Origin of the sequence: Lysinibacillus sp. NPDC097868, assembly GCF_044761135.1 — a bacterium.
Taxonomy (GTDB): Bacteria; Bacillota; Bacilli; order Bacillales_A; family Planococcaceae; genus Lysinibacillus.
Genome location: NZ_JBIWBS010000001.1, coordinates 1619025 through 1639872 on the forward strand (window position 1 = coordinate 1619025; position 20848 = coordinate 1639872).

Here is a 20848-nt window from a genome sequence, read left to right on the forward strand (position 1 = left end):
GTTAGATTGTTTGTAATCAATCTAACACTTTTTCTTTTTTGTCCCAGCTACTTTCTAAATGCTACCTTGGATAATAAGAAAATCCAGGATATTTGACTACTGGCCATTTTTCCTTTCGTAAAGCATTGAGAAGTTCAGAACCTACATGTAAATTGCTCTTTACTAATTCAGATGGTGTAAGCGCCATCCATTGATTTAAGGAAACATCCCGGAATCGATCACTTTTAAATATTTCAAGGAACCATAATGTTTCAGTCCCCGTATTCTCAATATAGTGACCGTTTGCAAACGGCACGTATCCTACATCTCCCGCACGATAATCAAAGGTTCTAGCTGTACCGTTTCCTGCAAACACGGTCATACGACCTGTTCCTTGAAGGTAATATTGCCATTCATCGTTATTCGGATGCCAATGTAGCTCCCTCATCGCACCAGGCTCAATCTCAACGAGTGCCGCGGCAATAGCTTTGGAAATTGGAAAATTCGTGGAGTCTACAATTCTCACACTGCCACCAGGTGTTTTAATTGGCGTTTGGGCAAGCAGACTATGTTTAAATGTTTGAGGAATTTTACCGTATGGAGATTGTACTTGCTGTGTTTCGATAGGTCCTGGCACTTTATCTTGATAAATATAGACCTGCTCGTTCGGAATATTGTTAAATGCACTAATTGGAACACCAAAATTAGATGACAGCACATCTTTCGGCGTATGAGCAAACCAGTCAGATATAGATAATGTATTAAGATCTGAAAAATGCCCGTCATCAAACACTAGTAGAAATTCACAGCCATGTTCAAGCCCTTGAATAGAATGAGTTATTCCTGGCGGGAAATACCATAAATCTCCTGGCCCAACATCGGCAATAAAATTATGCCCATTTTGATCTACGGCAGTAATCCGAGCATGACCAAGAAGCATGTATGACCATTCCGCCTGTTGATGCCAATGAAGCTCACGCACGCCACCAGGGGTCAAACTCATATTGACGCCTGCCAACGTTGTGGCGATCGGCAAATCTCGCACAGTAATTTCTCGAGACCAACCACCATTATTTAATGTCATATGTGTATCAGAAAAAGAAAATTTCAAGTTCGGTAAAAGGCCTGCATCTGTTATGGGTGGAATTAGCATATCTGGATTTTCTAAATCCCGCATAATATCTCGCGGCCCTTTATCCACCCCTCCCGCACCATCATTCCGAATAGGCTGCGGAACATAATAATAGCCCTCTGGCTTGTTATCCAACTATTCACCTCTTTATCAAGTAATCGTTATATAAAATGTATGATGTATCATTTGTTTTATTCTTTTAATGTAAGGTTCCGCACGCACTTGTATGAATGCCATCATTAAAATAGCCCCACTTTCACCTAAGCTGGTTAAAGTGGAGCTGTCGCCAATAATTGACGGTGTTAACGCCAAAAAATGGCGGCAAATAAATTAATATTTGTATATCACGCCAATTCACGCCATTCACTTTTTTATCACAGCCTCAAACACAAGTTTAACCCAAATTTTTATAAAATTATTTATATATTATTCAATTTAAAGGAGGATTTAAAATGAAATCTATTTTAAACTCTTTCAACGCCTTACTATTTAGGTACACTCACATGTCCAAACTAAAATCTTTTTTGAAGAAATACCAAATTTCTGTTAATTTTTCAACTACCTTTCTATTTACGTGTCTAACCATATATCATATCACACGAACCATCTACCCTACTGTCATACTTTATATTCTAATGGTGTTAAAAATATTTTTTTTTGAATATTTTTTGAGTCGTAAATACAATACTCCACAAAAAAGAGCTATTCCAGCGACATTATATTTTATAGTAACTGGCATTCTATCCTACTTAGGGTTTTTGCAGATAGTGGATAAGTAATTGTTGATACTAGAATTAATATATCTAAAAAAAAGCGTTTTGCTTCGTCTTTTCACGATACAAAATGCTTTTTTATATCCCTCAATATACATAGGAGAATCTTTTAGTACAATTTTTTCAAATGCGACTTTGCCACTTGAACTATCATCTCTATCCCGTATTGCAATTTCTCACGTGATGCATAAGCATATGAAAGACGAACATGCTGGTTATCTTGAGCACCATAAATATAACCCAGATTGATGAGGATATTTAACTGCAATAGCTTCATAAAAAATGATTTATCTACGATCGGTGGTGAAATTTTAGCCAAATATAGAAACCTCCTTTTGGTTGTTCCCAGCTCGCACAGTCTTTTATTTTTTCATTTAATAATTTTTCAACAAAGTTTGCCCGCTGCTGGAGCTCTTGTCCTAACACTTTAATATGGCGTTCATACTTTCCTGATTGCAGCCAGTGCAACACAATTTCCTGTGAAATGGCACTTGAACCATAGTCTGTTTGCATTTTAATATCTGCTAATCGTTCAATCACTGTTGTTGGTCCAATTAACCAGTCATGCGTAGCCCAGGGCTGAGTATTTTTGAAACACTGCCAATGAATAAAATTTGTCAGCTATCATCCAGTGACTTAATTGATAAGTATTCTTCGTAAAAATTCAATTCTTGATAGACATCATCTTCAATTATGTATTTGCATTTTAATATCCGTTATTGTTGGATCGAACAACTAGCCAAAGAAACTTGTCCGCAATTTACTCATCAATTTTATGAATTGTAAACCCTCTCACTATTAATACAACACCCAAGATAAAAAATATTATACTGAACAGAAACAATATATAGCCTGAATCAAAAAATGAATTATAGAATGCTTCCCGACCTACATACGTTAAATTCGAGACGATGACAGCCGTAACAATATACTGAGATGAAATTAAAATAGCAGCAATAACCAAAAACAGTGTCCCTATAATTTTGTCTTCCATAATATCCTCCCTTTCAATTTTAAAAAAAGTGTATATCATTTTTATAAAAAATAATATACACGAAATATTCAAAAAAATGAAGTTGATTTTTCCCCCATTTTTCTTAAAAGTATTTATATATCAATCATTTAAAGGGAGGAATATATGTGAAATCTACTTTTTTAACCTTTTTATTAGCTTTTACAATATTTTCTATTGTATTTACTGTCGCAGCTTCAGGGAATGATAGTCAATTACAAAATATGCATAAAACTACAAACCCAAATATTTTTTATGATACGGAAACCCTTAAATACTTTGATATAAGAGAAAATGGTTATATCGACGAGATATACAGGGTTGAAGGCGGAAAAGTAGTTGAATCTATTTCTGTTGAAGAGTTTATTTTAATGGAGGAAAATGAAAAAAATGAATTTCAATATGCTCAAGACTCTTTCCCGACAATTTCCCCGTTGGCTGTTACTTGGAGCCATATTTACAATGAATTTAGCAACTACGAAACAAGAATATTCGGGAAGCGCGCTAGCATAATTCAGGAAAATCCAGGACCTGGTTCTGATACATTTACTCTCTCCTATGAATATACAGAAACTTTTTCTACTAGTACAAGCCTTACTCATTTGCAACTTCGATCAATAGAGAATGGAGTTTCATACACTTTTTCAAACTCTAGAAGTATCAATTCTTCACACACAATGACAATAGAACCTGGCTATTCAGGGTATTGGCGATTTGATCCAAAAGTAAGAAAATCAATAGGTAAAATACGAAACTTGCTTCATGGACAGTTTATATCAGAAACTTCCGTTACAACAATGTATCCTACCCATGTAAATGGTCAATTAGATGGGTGGTTGGTTGCTGTGAAAACTAAACTGTAAATAAAAAAGCCTTTATAAGGCTTTTTTATTTTAAGATGAGAACTATGAATACAAAGCACTATTTTTTGTTATTAATTAAAAACAAAAACTACCCTTAAAAGGTTCAGTTTAAATAATGATTATCCCTCAGCAGTTTTGCTCGAAGATTCTCTAGCTACTCGATACATCATCTCTATCCCGTATTGCAATTCTTCTCTCGTTGCATAGGCATATGAAAGACGAACATGCTGGTTATCTTGAGCACCATAAATATAACCCGGATTGATGAGGATATTTAACTGCAATAACTTCATAAAAAATGCTTTATCTACAATCGGTGCGTGAAATTTTAGCCAAATATAGAAACCCCCTTTTGGTTGTTCCCAACTCGCAATGTCCTTCAATTTTTCATGTAATAAGTTTTCAACAAAGTTTGCCCGTTGCTGAAGCTCATGTCGTAAGCCTTCAATATGGCGTTCGTACTTACCTGATTGCAGCCAGTGCAACACAATTTCCTGCGAAATGGCACTTGAGCCATAGTCCGTTTGCATTTTTATATCTGCTAACCGTTCAATCACAGTTGTTGGTCCGATTAACCAACCGATGCGAAGTCCAGGACTGAGTGTTTTGGAAACACTGCCAATGTATATAACTTGTCCGCTATCATCCAGTGACTTTATAGATGGTGATTCTTCATTGAAAAGCAATTCATGATAGACATCATCCTCGATTATAGGAATACGCGATTGTTTACACGCGTTGTAGAGTTGCTTTTTTTCAAGCAATGTCCACACGGTGCCAGTTGGATTATTTAACGTAGGTACCGCATAAAAAACAGCCTGTCTTTTTCTTTTCTTAAGGGCTAATGTTTGGGCGAGCTGTTCATCACGTTGGATCGCCATCATTTGCATTCCAACAGATTGAAAAGGATGAACCGAATTTAAATAAGACGTTTTTTCCTGAAATACGATAGACCCCTGCTCAAGCAAACCAACCGCAATAAGCTGCAATGCTTGTAGTGCACCCGACACAATACAAACATTTTCAGCTTCAGCCTGTATGCCTCTTTTTTGTACATATTGGCAAATTGCTTCCCGCAGTCGCTTATTGCCTTGCGGAGATGAATAGCCTAAAGCTTTTGGCTGTAGTGATAGCTCCTTCAACGATGCCTCCATTTCATTGGTTGGCAATAAACTTGGCGCAAGCTCCCCTGTACCTAAGCGGATAATATCATCTCGTTGTTCGTATTCATTGATCAATTGAATCGTATGGTAATTTGGTTTGTGCAAACTTGTTTCAATGTACGTTTGCCAATTTGGTTGTCTTTGTTTAATTAATGAATGCCAGGAAGTATTTGCGACATAAACTCCTGAACCTACCGTCGTTTCAAGTATGCCTATAGCTTTTAATTCCTCTAATGCCTGCTGAACAGTACTTCTGTTAACCCCTAATTGCATCGCAAGTTGTCTTTGCGTTGGTAGTTTCGTTCCAGCAACCCAATCACCTCGCTCAATGCGCTCTGTTATCCATGTCACAATTTGTTGATGTAATGTCCTATCCCCTTGTCGAGTCGGTTGCCAGTTCATGTTTTTACCTCATAAATTGGGTGGGTAAAATACCATCCAATTGGTCGTTTTCTTTTAGTTATAACATAGGTAGAATGTGTATTGGAAGGAGGGATTGTCATTGGAGGCATTTCTGCATGGGATTATATTAGCATTTGGACTTATTTTACCGCTAGGTGTGCAAAACGTCTTTGTTTTTTCACAAGGAGCGACGCAACAACGATTAGTACTTGCTTTACCCGCTAGCATTACGGCGGCACTTTGTGATACTTTATTGATTTTGCTTGCTGTTTTTGGTTTATCCGTTATTGTTTTGCAATTTGAGTGGTTACGAATTGCATTAATGAGCGTTGGTATTATATTTTTGTTGTATATAGGCTATAGCATTTGGCGCTCGAATCCGACAACTAGCGAAAAGAACGAAGCACTGCCCGTTAAAAAACAAATTTTTTTCGCACTGTCTGTATCCTTATTAAACCCACATGCCATCTTGGACACAATCGGTGTTATTGGCACAAGCGCCTTAAAATATAATGGTACAGAACAAGTACTCTTTACTGCTGCATGTGTACTTATTTCTTGGCTGTGGTTTTTTGGTCTCACATTGGCCGGTGCATCATTCAAAAAGCTTGATAGCTCAGGCAAGTTGATGAATATTTTCAATAAATGCTCTGCAATCTTTATTTGGGCAACCGCTATTTATTTACTTAGTGGTTTACTTTAATCTGGTACATAGTTTAGGGATACATTTTATAATAATTGATGTAATTGCATTAATATATCAACGATTTACGCTTTATGTACATTTCAATGATGATCGGTCTAAGCAGCCTTATATACTTCTTTAATTTTCATTAAGACCACTCGCTATTTGAGTGGTCTTAATGTTTTAAAAATCTATAATTTATAGTAATCGTCCTATATTTTTTAAATGGGTTTCCAACTTTGTAATAGCTATTCTGATAGTTCCCTTCTTAATGAAATTTTCCCCTTTGTACTTTGTGAAAATCATCTCTATTTTATTTACAAATATCTGAGCGTATATACTAACGATTTCTAATATATGAAAAAACGGAAACCCGAAATGAAAATATATTTCTTATACTTTACTTCTTCAACAGCATTAAAATAAGAGCTTAGTATACATTTAGAGGATGCTATCCACTCTTTTCATATAAATATCTAATTTAAAATATTATAATATTTTAAATAATCCGACTTATTATTATAAACTTAAACTATCATAAGGGAGGAGGATATAGAAATGAGCAAATTACAACCTATTTCGTCAGAAGAATTAGTAAAGTTTGAAGAAGTTCGTAACGGTGACAAGATTACTATTATTCGATGCTAGTTTTAAGACACAAAGAACGAATTTTATTCGCTCTTTGTGTTCTACTTTACGTTTGAGTTTTTATTAGGAGAAATAAATGACAAATGATTTTCTTTGAAGGTTGGGAAAATGATATTATTTTATCTATTTTTATTCTTTATAGTTTTTAATTTATATACGTATTTAAGTCTATATGTTCATGAATTTGGACATTTGATTGCTGCAAAACTTCTTGGAGCAACGCAAACAAGAATTGTACTAAATATTAAAAATGTTAATCCTAGTACCACTTTCAGTTTTGGAAGGAAAATGAGCAATTTAGAAAATTGCATCATAACGCTCTCTGGGGTCATATTGCAACTAACGCTTTCCATACTGATTTTGTTTCAAAACTATAGCTTATTCATAAAAATAGTTGCTGTTATTCATATACCGGCAATTTTAATTAATATTTTGCCTTTAAAACCGTTAGATGGGTATTATCTTTTGCCACTATTTAAAAATATAAAAGGTTCTATTATTTTCTTTTATTTGCTATTTATTTTATCTATCCTTATATCAATATACTTCACCTGGAAATATTTATTTGTACTATTCGATAGTTCATTCAGTAATTCATTAATTATTATGATATTACCCGCGCTATTACTATATAAACTTTTCAGAAAAATAAGTAAGTATAGGAGCGTTGAATATGGAAACAACCGATAAAAAATATAAAGTAAGATATGGTAATTCCAAAATTCTTTTAACAAACGAGAACAATTCCTCATTTTGGGAATTTGGAGAAATTTATCATAAAGAAAATACAGATAAAGAAGAAATGGATTTCTTTACCTCCGTAGATAAAGCCTTCTTTTCCTACCCATTAAAAAAATTAGGGAATGTTCATTTATTTGGAATTCCTTTTAATAAAGGGTCTAATCAAAGTAATTCAAAAGTAAAAAATTTTGCTGCTACTTTAAGGGAATCGAGCCTACGACTTCCTATATATTTAGATGAATATGATGAAAAAACTTCGGGTATTTATGATTATTTAAGAGATAAATATTTGATGAAAAATTGTTTGTTAGTCGATCATGGTGATTTATCGATAGTCAACGATAGTTTAGAAGAGGCTAATCACCAAATATTCCAAGTGTTGAACTACATAGTACGTCAAAAAACAAAATTTTGTGTAATAGGTGGAGATCATTCAATCACCTATTCTCTTGTAAGAAATCTAACAAAACTATTATCGAAAAGAATACTTATTATTCAATTTGATGCTCATCATGACTGCGGATCGGATATTTTAAAAATGGATCAAGAGATTTGTCATAGCAATTTTGTTCGTTTTTTATTACAAGAGGAATTGGTTGCCGGAATCATTCAAATAGGTGTTAGAGGACTGAGATCATTAGGACAATATTATAATCACCCTAAACTTTTTCAACTCAATTTTTCTGATTTAGATAAGCTTCATTCAATTGTATCTGAATTATTAAATACTGGAGGTGAAATAATTGGGTATGTTTCATTCGATGTTGATGTATTAGAACCTAGAGATTTCCCTTTAGTAGATTTTCCAAAAATTGAAGGACCAAAATTACAAGAAGTTATCAATATGATACAGGAAATTTTCAAAATTGTACCATCCATAAAAGCAGTAGATATAGTCGAAGGACAATCAGGAGGTGAACCTGAACAATATGATTCGGTTCTTCATATTTTATTATATCTACTGGAAGGGTTAACTAATAAGGGAGATGGAAAGTAGTCATGATAAAAAGTGAAAATCAAATTCAACACGATTGTATGCTGAAATTAAGTGAGGAATCGATGTATGGATCAGATTTTGATAATTTTATAGCATTAGTGAATTTATCAAAAGAACTACAACCTTTATTACAATATGATAAATTAAAAATAATACAAGTATGGGAAAAGTATCGCTTTAATAATGAAGTACAAAACTACTTAAGACAGGAACCATTTGCTTTTTCGGGATTTAAGGAAAAAATAGGTATGGAGAATATTATCTCTTGCTTCGAAAAAGGTGGGGTTTTTGCTACTTTTCATTTTGGCTATTACCGTCACGTGCCTTTTGAGTTAACAAAATCTTTGAATAAAGGTAACAAATTTTCATTGGATATTGTTGTGGACAGAGAATCTTATAATAATGAATTAGAATTAACAAAGTGGAATGAAATTAAGCAAGAGAATAATATAAGTTACATAATAGCAGAGGAAAATATAAGTGGGTTAAAGTTGCTTCGCTTACTGAAACAAGGAGGCTCATTTCTTTTATATTTAGATGGAAATACAGGTGCTGGTGAAGATTCAAAACCAATTGAAGTTCGACACATTACATCATTAATAAGGTTAAGAAGCGGTATTTTCCGATTGCTGCAGTTAACTAAAAAGCCACTGTGTCTTGTAATGACAGATTTAAATTCGGATGGAAAACCTCGTTTGAAAGCTGAGAATCTAAAATACTTTAGGAAAGAGAACTTTGAGCAATCTGTAAATGAAATTTACACCATTTTTAGAAACACACTAATCAATCAACCTGAATTATGGAGATTTTGGTATAGGCATCATCTTTATGTGAATAGTTGGATGGAAATAAAAAATTCAATGACAAATAGTCCATCGATTGATTGGCGAAGTAATAATGGATTAGGATTAGATTTAACTACAGGAAATGTATACAAATTAGATTAATAAACATCAGATTATTTTAACTTAATTCACCTAGCCAAATCTGTTCAACACTTGGATACAAAGACAGCAAGAAACTGCTCGAAATTCCATAATGGACTTGTCCTATTTGTCATACTCATTATGACTGCGATTTAAATACAAGTATCAATATTCTGACTGTAGATCTAAGAATGATAGCATTCGCTTAGCTAGAAATAAGAGACACCCGTGCAAGTAAAGACATACATTTGCAAGTATGCTCTATCCCCAAGAAGCGCCCACTTCAAGCGTTAAGAATTTTTAGGTTTAGCTAAGTGGTGAGTAGTTTACAAAGTAAAGATGACAAGCCAGTAATCATTCGCCTAGGGGGGCTATTGTGTTTAAAAATCATAATTTTGTTTTACTGTTTTTCTCTCGTTTTTTTAGTGTATTTGCGGATGCTATGTTATTTATAATTCTATTATCTATATTGGGTAATTTCGGTATTCGCGCTATCGGACTTTCAATTTTCTTTATATTTTCTACACTCCCAGCAATTATATTTTCTTTGCCAGCAGGGGCAATTATTGAAAGAAAATACCTTCAAAAAGTCATGAGTTTTACTGATATAATACGATTTGTTTTAGTTGGATGTCTGGCAATAATTAACGCGATTCATTTAACACCTACTATAATTTATATATTTATCTTTGCCATTGTCCTGTGTAATGTATTTTACATCCCGGCCAATTCGTCTCTATTGCCCAAAATTGTTAAGACGGAATATTTAGCGAATGCAAATAGCTATATCCAAATCACAATGCTCTTTGCAAAAATAGGTTCTTATAGCGTGGGGGCCTGGTTGATTAAAAGTGGATTGAGTTATTCTAGTTTGCTACTTATCATAGGCTCATTTTACATTATTTCGATGATTATGATTTTAGCAGTAAAGCCATATCACAAAAATTTATCAAACAACGAACCGAAAACTATCATACAAGACGTAAAAGCTGGATTAGCTTATATTAAAGTAAATAAATTATATAGTAAGCTGTTTCAAATATTTGGTGCTGCATGGTTAGTTGGTTCATCAGTGGATCTTTATTTAATATCGTATTTAGTGGAAATATTGGAACGACCACATGAAGATTTATATATAATTACCACATATAGTTTGATTGGAATTGGTTTAGGATCTTTAATATCACCTTACTTATACAAACGAATTAATCCTAAAATAGGGCTTTATGCTTCAAGTCTATTCTTTGGTATTATTATCGCTTTATTTTCATTGAAATTACCACTATCGGTATTGTTAATAGGATTACTTATCGGTGGATTTGCACAAGGTTTATTTTTAATTTTTTTAAATACGTATTTACAAAGCAATGTAGAAGAGAAATATCTTTCACGAGTATACAGCTTATACCATTTCGTTTACACTGGAGTAAGCTTGCCAGGATATCTACTTTTCGGATACTTTATTGATCGTATCGGCATAATTAATACAGGTTTTATTATTGCAGCCTATTTAATACTAATTGCTTTAGTAACGATTTTCTACTTACCCTCTTTACGAGATAAAAAGGAAATCTTAGAAGAAAGACATTCTTAAAAAATCCAGCTATCTGTTTTTTATTGATAGCTGGATTTATATTTTTATTCGTTATTAAGCTTTTTTACATATGAATGTAAGTATTCTTCATAATTTAGAGCATGATTCAAGGATTCAACCTTATGTAATATATCTATTGATTCTTGAGCAAGTTCAAGACCTTGTTTATATTTTGTATGCATTTTGAATAAACCGAAGTAAAAATTTAGAATTGTTTTTTCTAAAATAAAGATTTCAGGTATATTTTGATTCTTTAATTCATATAAGTAGGCTTCTGTTTCTTTCAACTTATTATGCTCAAGATATGTTCTAATAGTATTAAAATAGACATCAAATAAATTACGCTTGTAACTTAACATGTTTTTGAAATACATACTCTTTTTTATGACTTCTGAGGATAGCATAATTACAGTATCTATAGCCAATAAATGTAATGTATTTCCATAAAGAATTATTTCATATTCTCCCCAGACTTCTACTTGCCATAAATAATCAACGAGTATTTCTAAATTTTCTTGTTTAACTTTGTTGTTAGTAAGGTCCGAAATAATTGCTTCGATCATGATACTGTTTAATTTATATGACAATACATTAGTTAATTCGAATTTAAAAATTTCATCATTTCTTAACTTATTTAAAAACTTTAAATCTCCACGTAAATAAGCTTCCTTCATGTTTATAATTAATTCTTCAAAATGCCCTACTTTAAATTCATTATGGATATAGATAAATTCTTCAAAACTTACATTAATTCGATTAAGTAACAATAATAACTTAGAAACAGTTATGCCCGTTTCATCTCTTTCAAATTTAGATAAATGAGAAACAGACATTATATCTTTTGCTGTATTATTAAGACTATAACCTTTATGTAACCGTAACTTGCGAAAAGTATGACCTAAGTTATCCATAAAAATCACCTTTATCATATTTTAAAATAGAAATTATTGTTCAAATTGCCTCCCATTTTGTGCTTTATAAATTTCATCTTATATTGCTAGAATAAGTTCTGATTTTGCGTCTCAATCTCAATATATCCCTTAATTAAAATTTTCAGAAAAAAGATGATATTATTTTTATAACCTTTATTTTCTTTTTTTCGTTAACTACATTTAGGGTAAGGTGGTGTTATCTTGAATAATTAGGGTTAAATTGCTTATAGGATTATAGTTACTGGAAGTAATGGGGATTGTTGAAATTGTATAAGTATCATTATCAACAAAAACTTCACCAATTTTAATTTCATCATAATTTAAGTCATTATTTGGAACATTACTGAGGACGCTTTTATTAGCTATAGCATCAAGTGTTATATCTTTAATTTCCTGAATTTTAATAGGATTTTTTACAATCGTTATCATTTGTGCAGTTTGACTTAAATTAGCAAAGTCATTAGTTTGAGCATTTGTCTCCAAGATTGAACTAGATAATGCAAATACAAAAAGTATTAACACCACCATTACTTTAATAGCTTTATGGCATTTTTTCATTTTAATCTCTCCTTCTCAATTTTTTAGAAGTCTCACCTATATCCCTATTACCTTCAGGATTAAGTCCATTACAGGTTCATCTAAAATTAATAAATCTGGGTTAAAATTAAAGCTAATGCTAGGCCCAATCTTTGTTTCATTCCTAAAGAAAATTCAGAGAAAAGTATTTTATTATTAGTATGTTCTACTAACTTAAGTATTTCGGCAATTTTCTCCGTATTGGTTCTCATTTCTCTAAAAAAAGCAGGCCGTTCAATCAAAGCACCTATACTAGGAGACCTTTTTTCTGAATAGCTATATAATAATTGCCCTTTAGTTACTGTTATTTGTCCCGTCATTATTTTAAACAAAGTTGATTTCCCTGCTCCATTTTTACCAATAACAGCACAAATTTCGCCGGCATTTATTTCCTTACTTATATTTTCTACTTTTATTAATTTTAAAGACATTCTACTCACCCTCTTTGAAAATGAATATAATTTTTACAATTAGTATAAAATGCCTTTTGCAAGATGAAAAGTATTTATTTTTTGAATATTTCGTGAACTAAAATGATATTATTTGTAGGAGGAGACATCTTGAAAACGATTAATTATTAAAATCCTAATGTGGCAAGTTATCTATTTATCGGTGGAATATTTATAGTCTTAGGTTTTTCTCAAGGTTTAATCTTCTTTCTAATAGGGGCGCTTTCTGTTGTTTTGGGCATTAAAGAAAACAATAAGCTATCTTAACTATTTATAGAAAATAGCTTAGAGCCACCTTATTAGGTAACTGCGTTATTATTTCAAATAAAAATAATAAGAAAAGCCGATTAAAAGGTTTTAGCGCATCTTTTAATCAACTTTTCCTAAACTATATATTAGAAATTAAAAGTAATCTCGATTTCCTTATCAAACAATTTCGCCTGAATGACATTTTCTCCTGATTGCACTTCCCCGAACAAAATGTCATTTAACAATACATTCGCTTTTAATAAAGCAGTATAGTGTTGGATGATTTTCTTCGTTTCAGCATCTGCAGAGATTGAAATTGAAATATATTGTTCAACAGGTAATTGCCACTTTTTACGAGTATCTTGGATCGTACGTATTAACTCTCTTATTTGCCCTTCCTGAAGTAAGTCATTAGTTAAACGTGTATTAAGTAAAACACGACAACCATTCTCTTCAGCTACTAGATAATGTTCTTTAACAATCGATTCTTTTAACACGTGCGTTTTTAATAAAGTAAGTTTTTGATTATCAACGTCTAATTCAATCGCACCTTTTAACTGTAATGTCATTTTTTCTAATTCACTCAATTGCATAACATAATCTTTTACTTTATTTACATGTGATCCAAAAGCAGCACCAGCTGTTTTGAAATTTAGTTTATAGTAAATGGTTTCATAAGCAGAAAAGTCATGAATCCACTTACATTCCTTGACATTTAATTCATCACGAATAATATCATTATACTGAGCATAATCTTCCACTTCTCCAACTACTGACATCAACATTTCCTTCAATGGTTGCTTCACTTTTAGCCCTTCACTATTACGTATACTTCGGCCGAGTTCAACTACAGTAAGGACATTAGCCATCTGTTGTTCAAGTTGTTGGTCTAGCAGTGTTGCTTCGTACGTCGGATAGTCTTGTAAATGGACACTTTCGCCACATAAACTTCTGTATACATCTTCTGCAAGAAAAGGCGTAAATGGTGCAAGCAGTTTACTTACAGTTGTCAGCACTTCGTACAATGTACTGAAGGCACCACGTTTATCGTCTGATAAACCGTTTGCCCAAAAACGAGTGCGTGACCGACGTATATACCAATTGCTTAGCTCTTCTACAAGTTTGCCAATTTCCCTTGTAGCTTGTGTCATTTGAAAATCATCCATATATTTTGTCACAAGCTGAATCGTATGATGTAACCGGGATTTTATCCAATCATCTAACTTCGTCCGTTTACCAGTATTTTTAGCATCGTATTGAAAACCATCTATATCCGCATACAACTGATAAAATTTAAATGTATTATCGAATGTATCAACGAGTTTGGACTTTGCCTCCATCACAATTTTCTTAGAAAACCGCTTCGAATTCCAAGGTGAACTATCCACTAAAAATGCCCATCGTAAAGCATCCGCACCATACTGTTGGATTAATTCAACTGGCTCTAATGCATTGCCTTTACTTTTCGACATTTTTTGTCCGTGCTCATCTAATACATGGCCTAAGGACAACACATTTTTGTATGGCGCTTTCCCTGTAAATAATGTGGATACTGCTAATAAACTGTAGAAAAAGCCGCGTGTCTGGTCGATGCCTTCTATGACAACATCTGCAGGAAACTGATTGGAAAATGCATCAACATTACCAAAAGGATAATGATGCTGAGCGAACGGCATCGAACCACTATCGAACCATACATCAATCACTTCAGGTGTACGTTGCATATCCCCTTGACATGATGGACAACTACAAATTACGTCATCGATATAGGGTTTGTGCAGTTCCATGTTTTCGTCCAATGCATCTTTTGCTAGTTTATTTAGCGCAGCAACACTATTAGGCGCTTCTTCATGACCACATGTCTCACAAAGCCATACATTTAACGGTGTACCCCAGTAGCGATTTCGGCTAATGTTCCAGTCTACGATATTTTCTAAGAAATAGCCGAAACGTCCGTGTTTAATATGGTCAGGATACCATGTGACTTGTTCATTATTTTGTAGCATTTGCTCCTTCAATGCCGACATTTTGATAAACCAGCTATCTGTTGCATAGTAAAGTAACGGTGAATCACAGCGCCAACAATAAGGATAGCTATGTTCATATTTTTCTTTCGCAAACAGCAGCCCTTTTTCCGCAAGCATTTTTATGATATCGACATCGCAGTCTTTAACGAACTTACCTGCAAGCTCTAGCACTTCTTCTGTATAGCAACCTTTGACATCCACCACATTGACAAAAGAAAGCTGGTGTTGTTGCACCGTTTTATAGTCATCTTCGCCATATGCTGGAGCGATATGCACTATGCCCGTTCCACTTTGATCCGTTACATAGTCTGCCATTACGACAACATGCCCTTTTTCCACTGTTACATATGAAAATGGCGGTTGATAGGCAACACCGGCAAAGTCTTGACCTACATGCTCACTTAACACTTCAACAGGTTTAGAAAATACTTTTTCAACAAGTGTTTTTGCAAGGATATAAATTGTATTGTCATGTTTTACCTTAACGTATGTGATATGTGGATTCATGGCCAACGCTACATTGGCAGGCAATGTCCATGGCGTAGTCGTCCAACCAAGAAAATATTCGTCTTTATCTTTACGTTTAAACATCGCCGTTACCGACAAATCTTTTACATCCTTATAGCCTTGTGCTACTTCGTGCGAGCTTAATGATGTTTGGCAACTTGGGCAATAAGGGGATACGCGATGACCCTTATATAAAAGCTTTTCCTGATGCACATGACTTAAAATATGCCAAACCGATTCAATATACTCATTACTTAACGTTAAATAAGGGTCATCCAAGTCAATCCAATAACCCAATTGTTCCGTAAACGTTCGCCATTTCTTTTCGTACGTAAAGACGCTACCTTTACATTCTTTAATAAATTGTTCTACACCATAGTTTTCAATTTCTTGTTTACCAGATATCCCTAATTTTTTCTCCACACCTAATTCTACAGGTAACCCATGTGTATCCCATCCAGCTTTTCGTTCAACGTAAAAACCTTGCATTGTTTTATAACGTGCCACCACATCTTTAATCGTTCTGCCAAAAGCGTGACCTACGTGAGGTAAGCCATTTGCTGTTGGTGGTCCTTCGTAAAATACAAAGGGCTTACTAGTGGCACGATTTTTTATAGATAATTGAAATGTACTCTCTTCCTCCCATATTTTACGAACTCTTTGTTCCCTATCTACAGTTGTCTCTTTGTTTTCTTCGACTTGCATGCAATCTCCTCCTATACAGTAGTGTATAAAAGGCATACAAAAAACCCCGTCCCAAGTAAGGGACGGGGTTAACCGCGATACCACCCTAATTCTATTGAAAACCGCTCAATAGCACTTAGCAACGTACAATCATACGTGTTCTTTTTAACGGTAGACACCCGAATTAGCCTACTATGTTCAGCTAATCTTCTCAGAGAGGATCTTCATGAAACATTTGCACACCGACTTCCACCAAATGTCGGCTCTCTGTAGAACAAAATGAAACACTACTCTTTCTCATCAACGAATTTGTATGCTTTTATTGTGACCCATCTTAACAAACTGCCAGTCACTTGTCAATATTCAGACAATCTACGACACTTTGATGAAGGGCCGCATATTGAGGACTATGTGCTGTTTTAATATATAAACTTTTTAATAATGTTTTCCAGTTAAATCGTAATATTCGATAGTGCTGTACATTAAGCTGTGCCTTTTGAGCAGCCATCATCCCCACTGTTTCATTTAATAATGTGATGACTTCTTGCTGCTGCAAACCTTGTTCTAGCATTGTGAAAATAGGTACTAATAGCCTTTCATCCTCATCATGAATGAATGCATAATTTGTTTGCAACATCATGTTCCATAAAGGACGTAAAATATCCATATAAGAAGCTTTCTTGAAATTCGGGCTTTTCACTAATTCATCTACTGCGTCTGACACATGTGCCACACTATGAGCCCACCCTTTTACAGGTATATAGCCTCTTACATCTTTTTCAGTCAATAAATAAGTGCTGAACCTATTTGTAAGTTCCTCGATTTTGTGCACTTCTATAAAATCAGCTTCATTATCTTTTGCTAATATTAGTGCAATTAGTAACAAAGTAAACGTTCTAGTAAAAACTGAATCTGAATTATCTTCTCCAATGCCTTCACATAATAAAACAGTTAAACAGTAGTCCAACGTGTCGCTTAATATGGCATGATCTAATAAATTTTTCTCTAAAATCATTGTATAAAAGGAACCATAGATTAATCCGTCTCGCAGTTCGCTATCTACTGAACCAATATGTGCAAGCATTGACTGAATGAGTATTTGTTGATCTGCTTGTTGCCAGACATTACTGTCATTTAGGAATGCTTGAAGTTCACGTTTTAAATCAGCTTCACTTAATAATTTTTCATGTAATATCATATGTAATCATTTCCCCTTTTGTTTTCAACTTCTTTAATCTTGATTTAAATGCCATAATTTTTCCAATGAGATGTCCGCTAATTTATAGCCATACTTCTCAACTAGCAAACGATCAATAGCGATTTCTGGCTGCTCGGTATAAAATTTTGTTATTACATCACAATGCGCAAGTGCTAAATGCTCTGTTAATTGCTTTGCCAAATCCGCTAATGGCTCAATATGCCCGTCTTGGACATTGTTCTCAGAAAAAATACTTACTGATACATAATTAGTTCGTAGATCGTCTTCATCAATGATAAAATCAGCTGTATCCAATTCTTCCACAGTAGCCTTTCTTCTTTCATCCACAATAATCAAGCTGTAAAGGACTCGTTGAATACGTATTGTCCAGACTTCCAAATCTGTTAACCTTAATGTCCGTTCGAAATAATCAATCAATAATAAATCTCCTCTAGTCATTTTTATACAGTTACTTACATTAATTGTACCTTAATCCATAAGAAAAAACAGCTTATCATGATAAGCTGTTTCTAAATGGTGCTAGTCTGAGATTTCAATCTTCTCCAAATTAGCAACAAAATCATATTGATTTAATGAATTTTGCCAATTGTAAGTGACATTTACACTTTGTCCAATTGCAATTTTATCCTGTACTTCATGAAGTGGAAACCAGACTCCATTCGTGTGTTTATTAATGATTTCTTCATTCGATAATTGCCCGATTTCCTCTTGTAATGCCCCTGTCACAACTAAAAATCGGTCTTCCTCCATAGCAACAACTGTCCCATATTTGTATTGTGTAGACATGTTAGGTTTAGACACGTTGTATTTGTTTTCTAAATAAGCAATTTGTTGGCCATATTTAGCAGTGAAATAATCCATCGCTTCTTTTTTCACTGCAAAGTAAGCATGCATTTGGTAACTATTTTCGTATTTTCGGTAATAATCCTTCATTAGTTCTGCTTGGGCAAACCATTTAAGTGCATTTGCTTTCATATATTTATCGAAAAATTCATCTAATGTTAGATTGAGTCTTGTTAAACCTGCTTTAAATACTGCACTCTCTTTATATGACTTTTCTAATTTTTCTCTTTCCGCTTGCATCTGCTTAGCAATTGCCTTTTCGCTAAATTTGATGTTTTTACTTTCTGCATAGACATAATAAGCATCCAATTCGAATAATGATTGAAAAGTCATATTAATAGATTCTTGGCTTTCATTTGTCTCAATTGCATCTTGGAAAATCATATCATAGTATGTTTCATCTAATATCGGTACAGCATTTGCTGATAACTGGTCCCCATTGTTGACTTGTGTGTATATAAATAACCCTATACATATTGTCAGGATTACAGTATACATACTATACTGCCAGCGTCTCGATGGCTTTGAGATGGCACGTTGTTCAATTTGCTTTACTACATTTGTCATCACACGTTTTTTACTTTCTGTTAAATCTCTTATTACTCGTACATCCATTTTACTCATGTAGCAACACCTCCCATTCTATATGCTGTAGCTTAGGCTTTAATAATTCTCTTCCCCTACGAAGCCTTGTTTTCACTGTACTATCAGTTATATTTAGAAGCTTGGCAATCTCCGCTATGGTCATTTCTTCAAAGTAAAAATAACTCAGTACCTCCCGTTGCTTTAATGGTAGTGCGAATATGGCATTTTCAATTAACGTTTGCTCATCTTGCTGTACGAGCATATCCCTTTTCTCAATCGTTTGCTTAGCAAAAATTTTCTGTTGCACTTGTACTTTTCGATAGCTCCAACTGCGTAAATAATCTTTACTTTTGTTTATGGCAAGCCTCGATAAATACGCCTTTAGCTCTCCGCGCTCTTCATATTTTTGTTGATTGTCGTAAAACTTAATAAATACATCTTGCACAATATCCTCTGCTTCTTGTAAATCCTTCACATAATAATAAGCAAGACGAATAAGTCGTTCGGTATGCTGCGTCATTATTTCTTCTAGTTCCTTTACTAGCAACGTCTCGCCTCCCTTCTCTACCCTATAAACGGTGCTCAAGATACAAAGGTTTGTTTTTTGGGAATTTATTATAGATTTTCATCAAAAAATGGAAGAATCATTGTTTTTTCATGTGAAGAGAGCACAATATTTGTTGATGGCGTACCGTAAGGCATTGCGTCATCAATAAACTGCTCTAACGTTTCAACTGAGTACGTAGCAAGTTTGACAATATAGCTAATTTCGCCAGCTACCCGATAGCACTCAAGGACATCTGGATGGGCATTACAAAAATTCGAAAGACTTTTACAATCGATGGACTTAAACAAGATAATAGCCTGAATAGATCGATCCATTTTCTTTAAGTTTACCTTCGTTGTATACCCTTCGATACTCCCTTGCTCTTCTAGCTTTTTAACACGTTCTATTACAGCTGGAGATGATAAATGAACGTTCGTTGCTAATTCTTTCATTGAAATTTTTGCATTTAACTGTAATTGGCGCAAAATTTCCGTATCAATTTTATCCATTAGAATCCACCTTTTTTTATTAATGAGTTTTCAAATAAATCCTTTGAATATTAGGAAAACACTCTTATTTACATTATATAGCGTATGTAATTAAATCACTTCATTTATTACAATTAAAGCTATAAAGGAGGCATAAACTACATGAAAAAAATATTATTACTTTTAGCAAATGGTTTTGAGGCTGTAGAAGCTAGTGTCTTTACCGATGTACTAGGCTGGAATAAATGGGAGGGCGATGGCACTACGGAAGTCGTTACTGTTGGATTACATAAACACCTACAATGTACATGGAATTTTCAGGTAACACCAGAAAAATTGCTGCATGAGATTGCACTAGAGGATTTTGATGCACTTGCTATTCCTGGAGGCTTTGAGGAAGCGGGTTTTTATGAGGATGCTTTTAGTGAAGAATTTCAGCAAGTTATTCGTCACTTTAACGACTATAAAAAGCCGATAGCTACGATATGTGTAGCTTCTCTTGCTTTAGGACATAGCGGCATTTTACAACATAAGAAGGCGACAACCTACAATCATCCAACGAGTAAACGATTAGCACAGCTTCAATCTTATGGTGTAGATATAGTTAATGAACGTATTGTGCACACAGAGCACGTTATTACATCTTCGAACCCAGGTACTGCATTCGATGTAGCTTTTAGTTTGCTTGAAATGCTAACAACTCCTGAAAACACACAGAAAGTAAAGGATTTAATGGGGTTTAAATAATACTTTGTAAAAGGGTTTCAGAACTTGTTTTATGTTTTGAAACCCTTTTTTGTATTAAAACACTAGTACAGATTACTTTA

Annotated in this window: 20 protein-coding genes and 1 other annotated feature; of the genes, 6 read left to right on the forward strand and 14 right to left on the reverse strand. The window is 33.8% G+C overall.

The annotated features are described in order from the left end of the window. Positions 1–61: 61 nt before the first annotated feature. From ACIQXJ_RS07935 to ACIQXJ_RS07950, 4 genes are all read right to left on the reverse strand, one after another. On the reverse strand, positions 62–1246 hold the full coding sequence (locus tag ACIQXJ_RS07935; RefSeq protein WP_403051809.1) for an oxalate decarboxylase family bicupin: 1185 nt from the start codon (positions 1244–1246) through the stop codon (positions 62–64). A 747-nt stretch (positions 1247–1993) separates the two neighbouring features. After that, the gene (locus tag ACIQXJ_RS07940; RefSeq protein ID WP_403051812.1) at positions 1994–2203 is read right to left on the reverse strand and encodes a hypothetical protein; all 210 of its coding nucleotides are present in this window, start codon (positions 2201–2203) and stop codon (positions 1994–1996) included. Continuing rightward, the gene (locus ACIQXJ_RS07945; RefSeq protein ID WP_403051815.1) at positions 2176–2424 is read right to left on the reverse strand and encodes a hypothetical protein; all 249 of its coding nucleotides are present in this window, start codon (positions 2422–2424) and stop codon (positions 2176–2178) included. Before ACIQXJ_RS07945 ends, ACIQXJ_RS07940 begins: the two co-directional genes overlap by 28 nt. Before the next feature lie 220 nt (positions 2425–2644). Continuing rightward, complete coding sequence (locus tag ACIQXJ_RS07950; protein WP_401016605.1) at positions 2645–2878, reverse strand: hypothetical protein; 234 nt, start codon at positions 2876–2878, stop codon at positions 2645–2647. Between the two features lie 146 nt (positions 2879–3024). Here ACIQXJ_RS07950 and ACIQXJ_RS07955 point away from each other — a divergent pair, with 146 nt between their 5' ends. Then, positions 3025–3759, forward strand: a complete 735-nt coding sequence (locus ACIQXJ_RS07955; protein WP_403051818.1) for a hypothetical protein — start codon at positions 3025–3027, stop codon at positions 3757–3759. A 119-nt stretch (positions 3760–3878) separates the two neighbouring features. Here the strand turns inward: ACIQXJ_RS07955 and ACIQXJ_RS07960 are convergent, their stop codons facing one another. Next, a complete protein-coding gene (locus ACIQXJ_RS07960) occupies positions 3879–5324 on the reverse strand; it encodes an aminotransferase-like domain-containing protein (protein ID WP_403051821.1) in 1446 nt (481 codons plus the stop codon). Between the two features lie 100 nt (positions 5325–5424). On the opposite strand from ACIQXJ_RS07960, the gene ACIQXJ_RS07965 reads away from it, so the two are divergent. The 4 genes from ACIQXJ_RS07965 to ACIQXJ_RS07980 all read left to right on the forward strand — a co-directional run bounded on the left by ACIQXJ_RS07965 (position 5425) and on the right by ACIQXJ_RS07980 (position 10915). Then, positions 5425–6027: a LysE/ArgO family amino acid transporter gene (locus ACIQXJ_RS07965; RefSeq protein ID WP_403051824.1), complete on the forward strand. Its 603-nt coding sequence runs from the start codon at positions 5425–5427 to the stop codon at positions 6025–6027. 1303 nt (positions 6028–7330) lie between these two features. Then, on the forward strand, positions 7331–8395 hold the full coding sequence (locus ACIQXJ_RS07970; protein ID WP_403051827.1) for an arginase family protein: 1065 nt from the start codon (positions 7331–7333) through the stop codon (positions 8393–8395). A 2-nt stretch (positions 8396–8397) separates the two neighbouring features. Then, on the forward strand, positions 8398–9342 hold the full coding sequence (locus ACIQXJ_RS07975; protein WP_403051830.1) for a hypothetical protein: 945 nt from the start codon (positions 8398–8400) through the stop codon (positions 9340–9342). Between the two features lie 355 nt (positions 9343–9697). Then, positions 9698–10915, forward strand: a complete 1218-nt coding sequence (locus tag ACIQXJ_RS07980; RefSeq protein WP_403051833.1) for an MFS transporter — start codon at positions 9698–9700, stop codon at positions 10913–10915. 44 nt (positions 10916–10959) lie between these two features. Here the strand turns inward: ACIQXJ_RS07980 and ACIQXJ_RS07985 are convergent, their stop codons facing one another. The 9 genes from ACIQXJ_RS07985 to ACIQXJ_RS08025 all read right to left on the reverse strand — a co-directional run bounded on the left by ACIQXJ_RS07985 (position 10960) and on the right by ACIQXJ_RS08025 (position 20042). Next, complete coding sequence (locus ACIQXJ_RS07985) at positions 10960–11826, reverse strand: helix-turn-helix domain-containing protein (RefSeq protein ID WP_403051836.1); 867 nt, start codon at positions 11824–11826, stop codon at positions 10960–10962. A gap of 201 nt (positions 11827–12027) precedes the next feature. Beyond that, positions 12028–12405: a hypothetical protein gene (locus tag ACIQXJ_RS07990; protein WP_403051838.1), complete on the reverse strand. Its 378-nt coding sequence runs from the start codon at positions 12403–12405 to the stop codon at positions 12028–12030. An 86-nt stretch (positions 12406–12491) separates the two neighbouring features. Further along, a complete protein-coding gene (locus ACIQXJ_RS07995) occupies positions 12492–12854 on the reverse strand; it encodes an ATP-binding cassette domain-containing protein (RefSeq protein ID WP_403051841.1) in 363 nt (120 codons plus the stop codon). 413 nt (positions 12855–13267) lie between these two features. Next, the gene (gene ileS, locus ACIQXJ_RS08000) at positions 13268–16360 is read right to left on the reverse strand and encodes an isoleucine--tRNA ligase (RefSeq protein WP_403051844.1); all 3093 of its coding nucleotides are present in this window, start codon (positions 16358–16360) and stop codon (positions 13268–13270) included. Between the two features lie 55 nt (positions 16361–16415). Beyond that, positions 16416–16652, reverse strand: a binding site (T-box leader). A gap of 36 nt (positions 16653–16688) precedes the next feature. Next, entirely contained in the window at positions 16689–17537 is an 849-nt protein-coding gene (locus ACIQXJ_RS08005; protein ID WP_403051851.1) for a DUF2785 domain-containing protein, read from the reverse strand. A 33-nt stretch (positions 17538–17570) separates the two neighbouring features. Next, positions 17571–17975, reverse strand: a complete 405-nt coding sequence (locus tag ACIQXJ_RS08010) for a PLP-dependent aminotransferase family protein (protein ID WP_403051854.1) — start codon at positions 17973–17975, stop codon at positions 17571–17573. Positions 17976–18077: 102 nt separating this feature from the next. After that, positions 18078–19025, reverse strand: a complete 948-nt coding sequence (locus ACIQXJ_RS08015; RefSeq protein ID WP_403051857.1) for a DUF3221 domain-containing protein — start codon at positions 19023–19025, stop codon at positions 18078–18080. Continuing rightward, the gene (locus ACIQXJ_RS08020; RefSeq protein ID WP_403051860.1) at positions 19018–19533 is read right to left on the reverse strand and encodes a sigma-70 family RNA polymerase sigma factor; all 516 of its coding nucleotides are present in this window, start codon (positions 19531–19533) and stop codon (positions 19018–19020) included. Before ACIQXJ_RS08020 ends, ACIQXJ_RS08015 begins: the two co-directional genes overlap by 8 nt. Before the next feature lie 68 nt (positions 19534–19601). Beyond that, the gene (locus ACIQXJ_RS08025; protein WP_403051863.1) at positions 19602–20042 is read right to left on the reverse strand and encodes an Lrp/AsnC family transcriptional regulator; all 441 of its coding nucleotides are present in this window, start codon (positions 20040–20042) and stop codon (positions 19602–19604) included. A gap of 141 nt (positions 20043–20183) precedes the next feature. On the opposite strand from ACIQXJ_RS08025, the gene ACIQXJ_RS08030 reads away from it, so the two are divergent. Next, entirely contained in the window at positions 20184–20768 is a 585-nt protein-coding gene (locus ACIQXJ_RS08030; RefSeq protein ID WP_403051866.1) for a DJ-1/PfpI family protein, read from the forward strand. Positions 20769–20848: the final 80 nt, after the last annotated feature.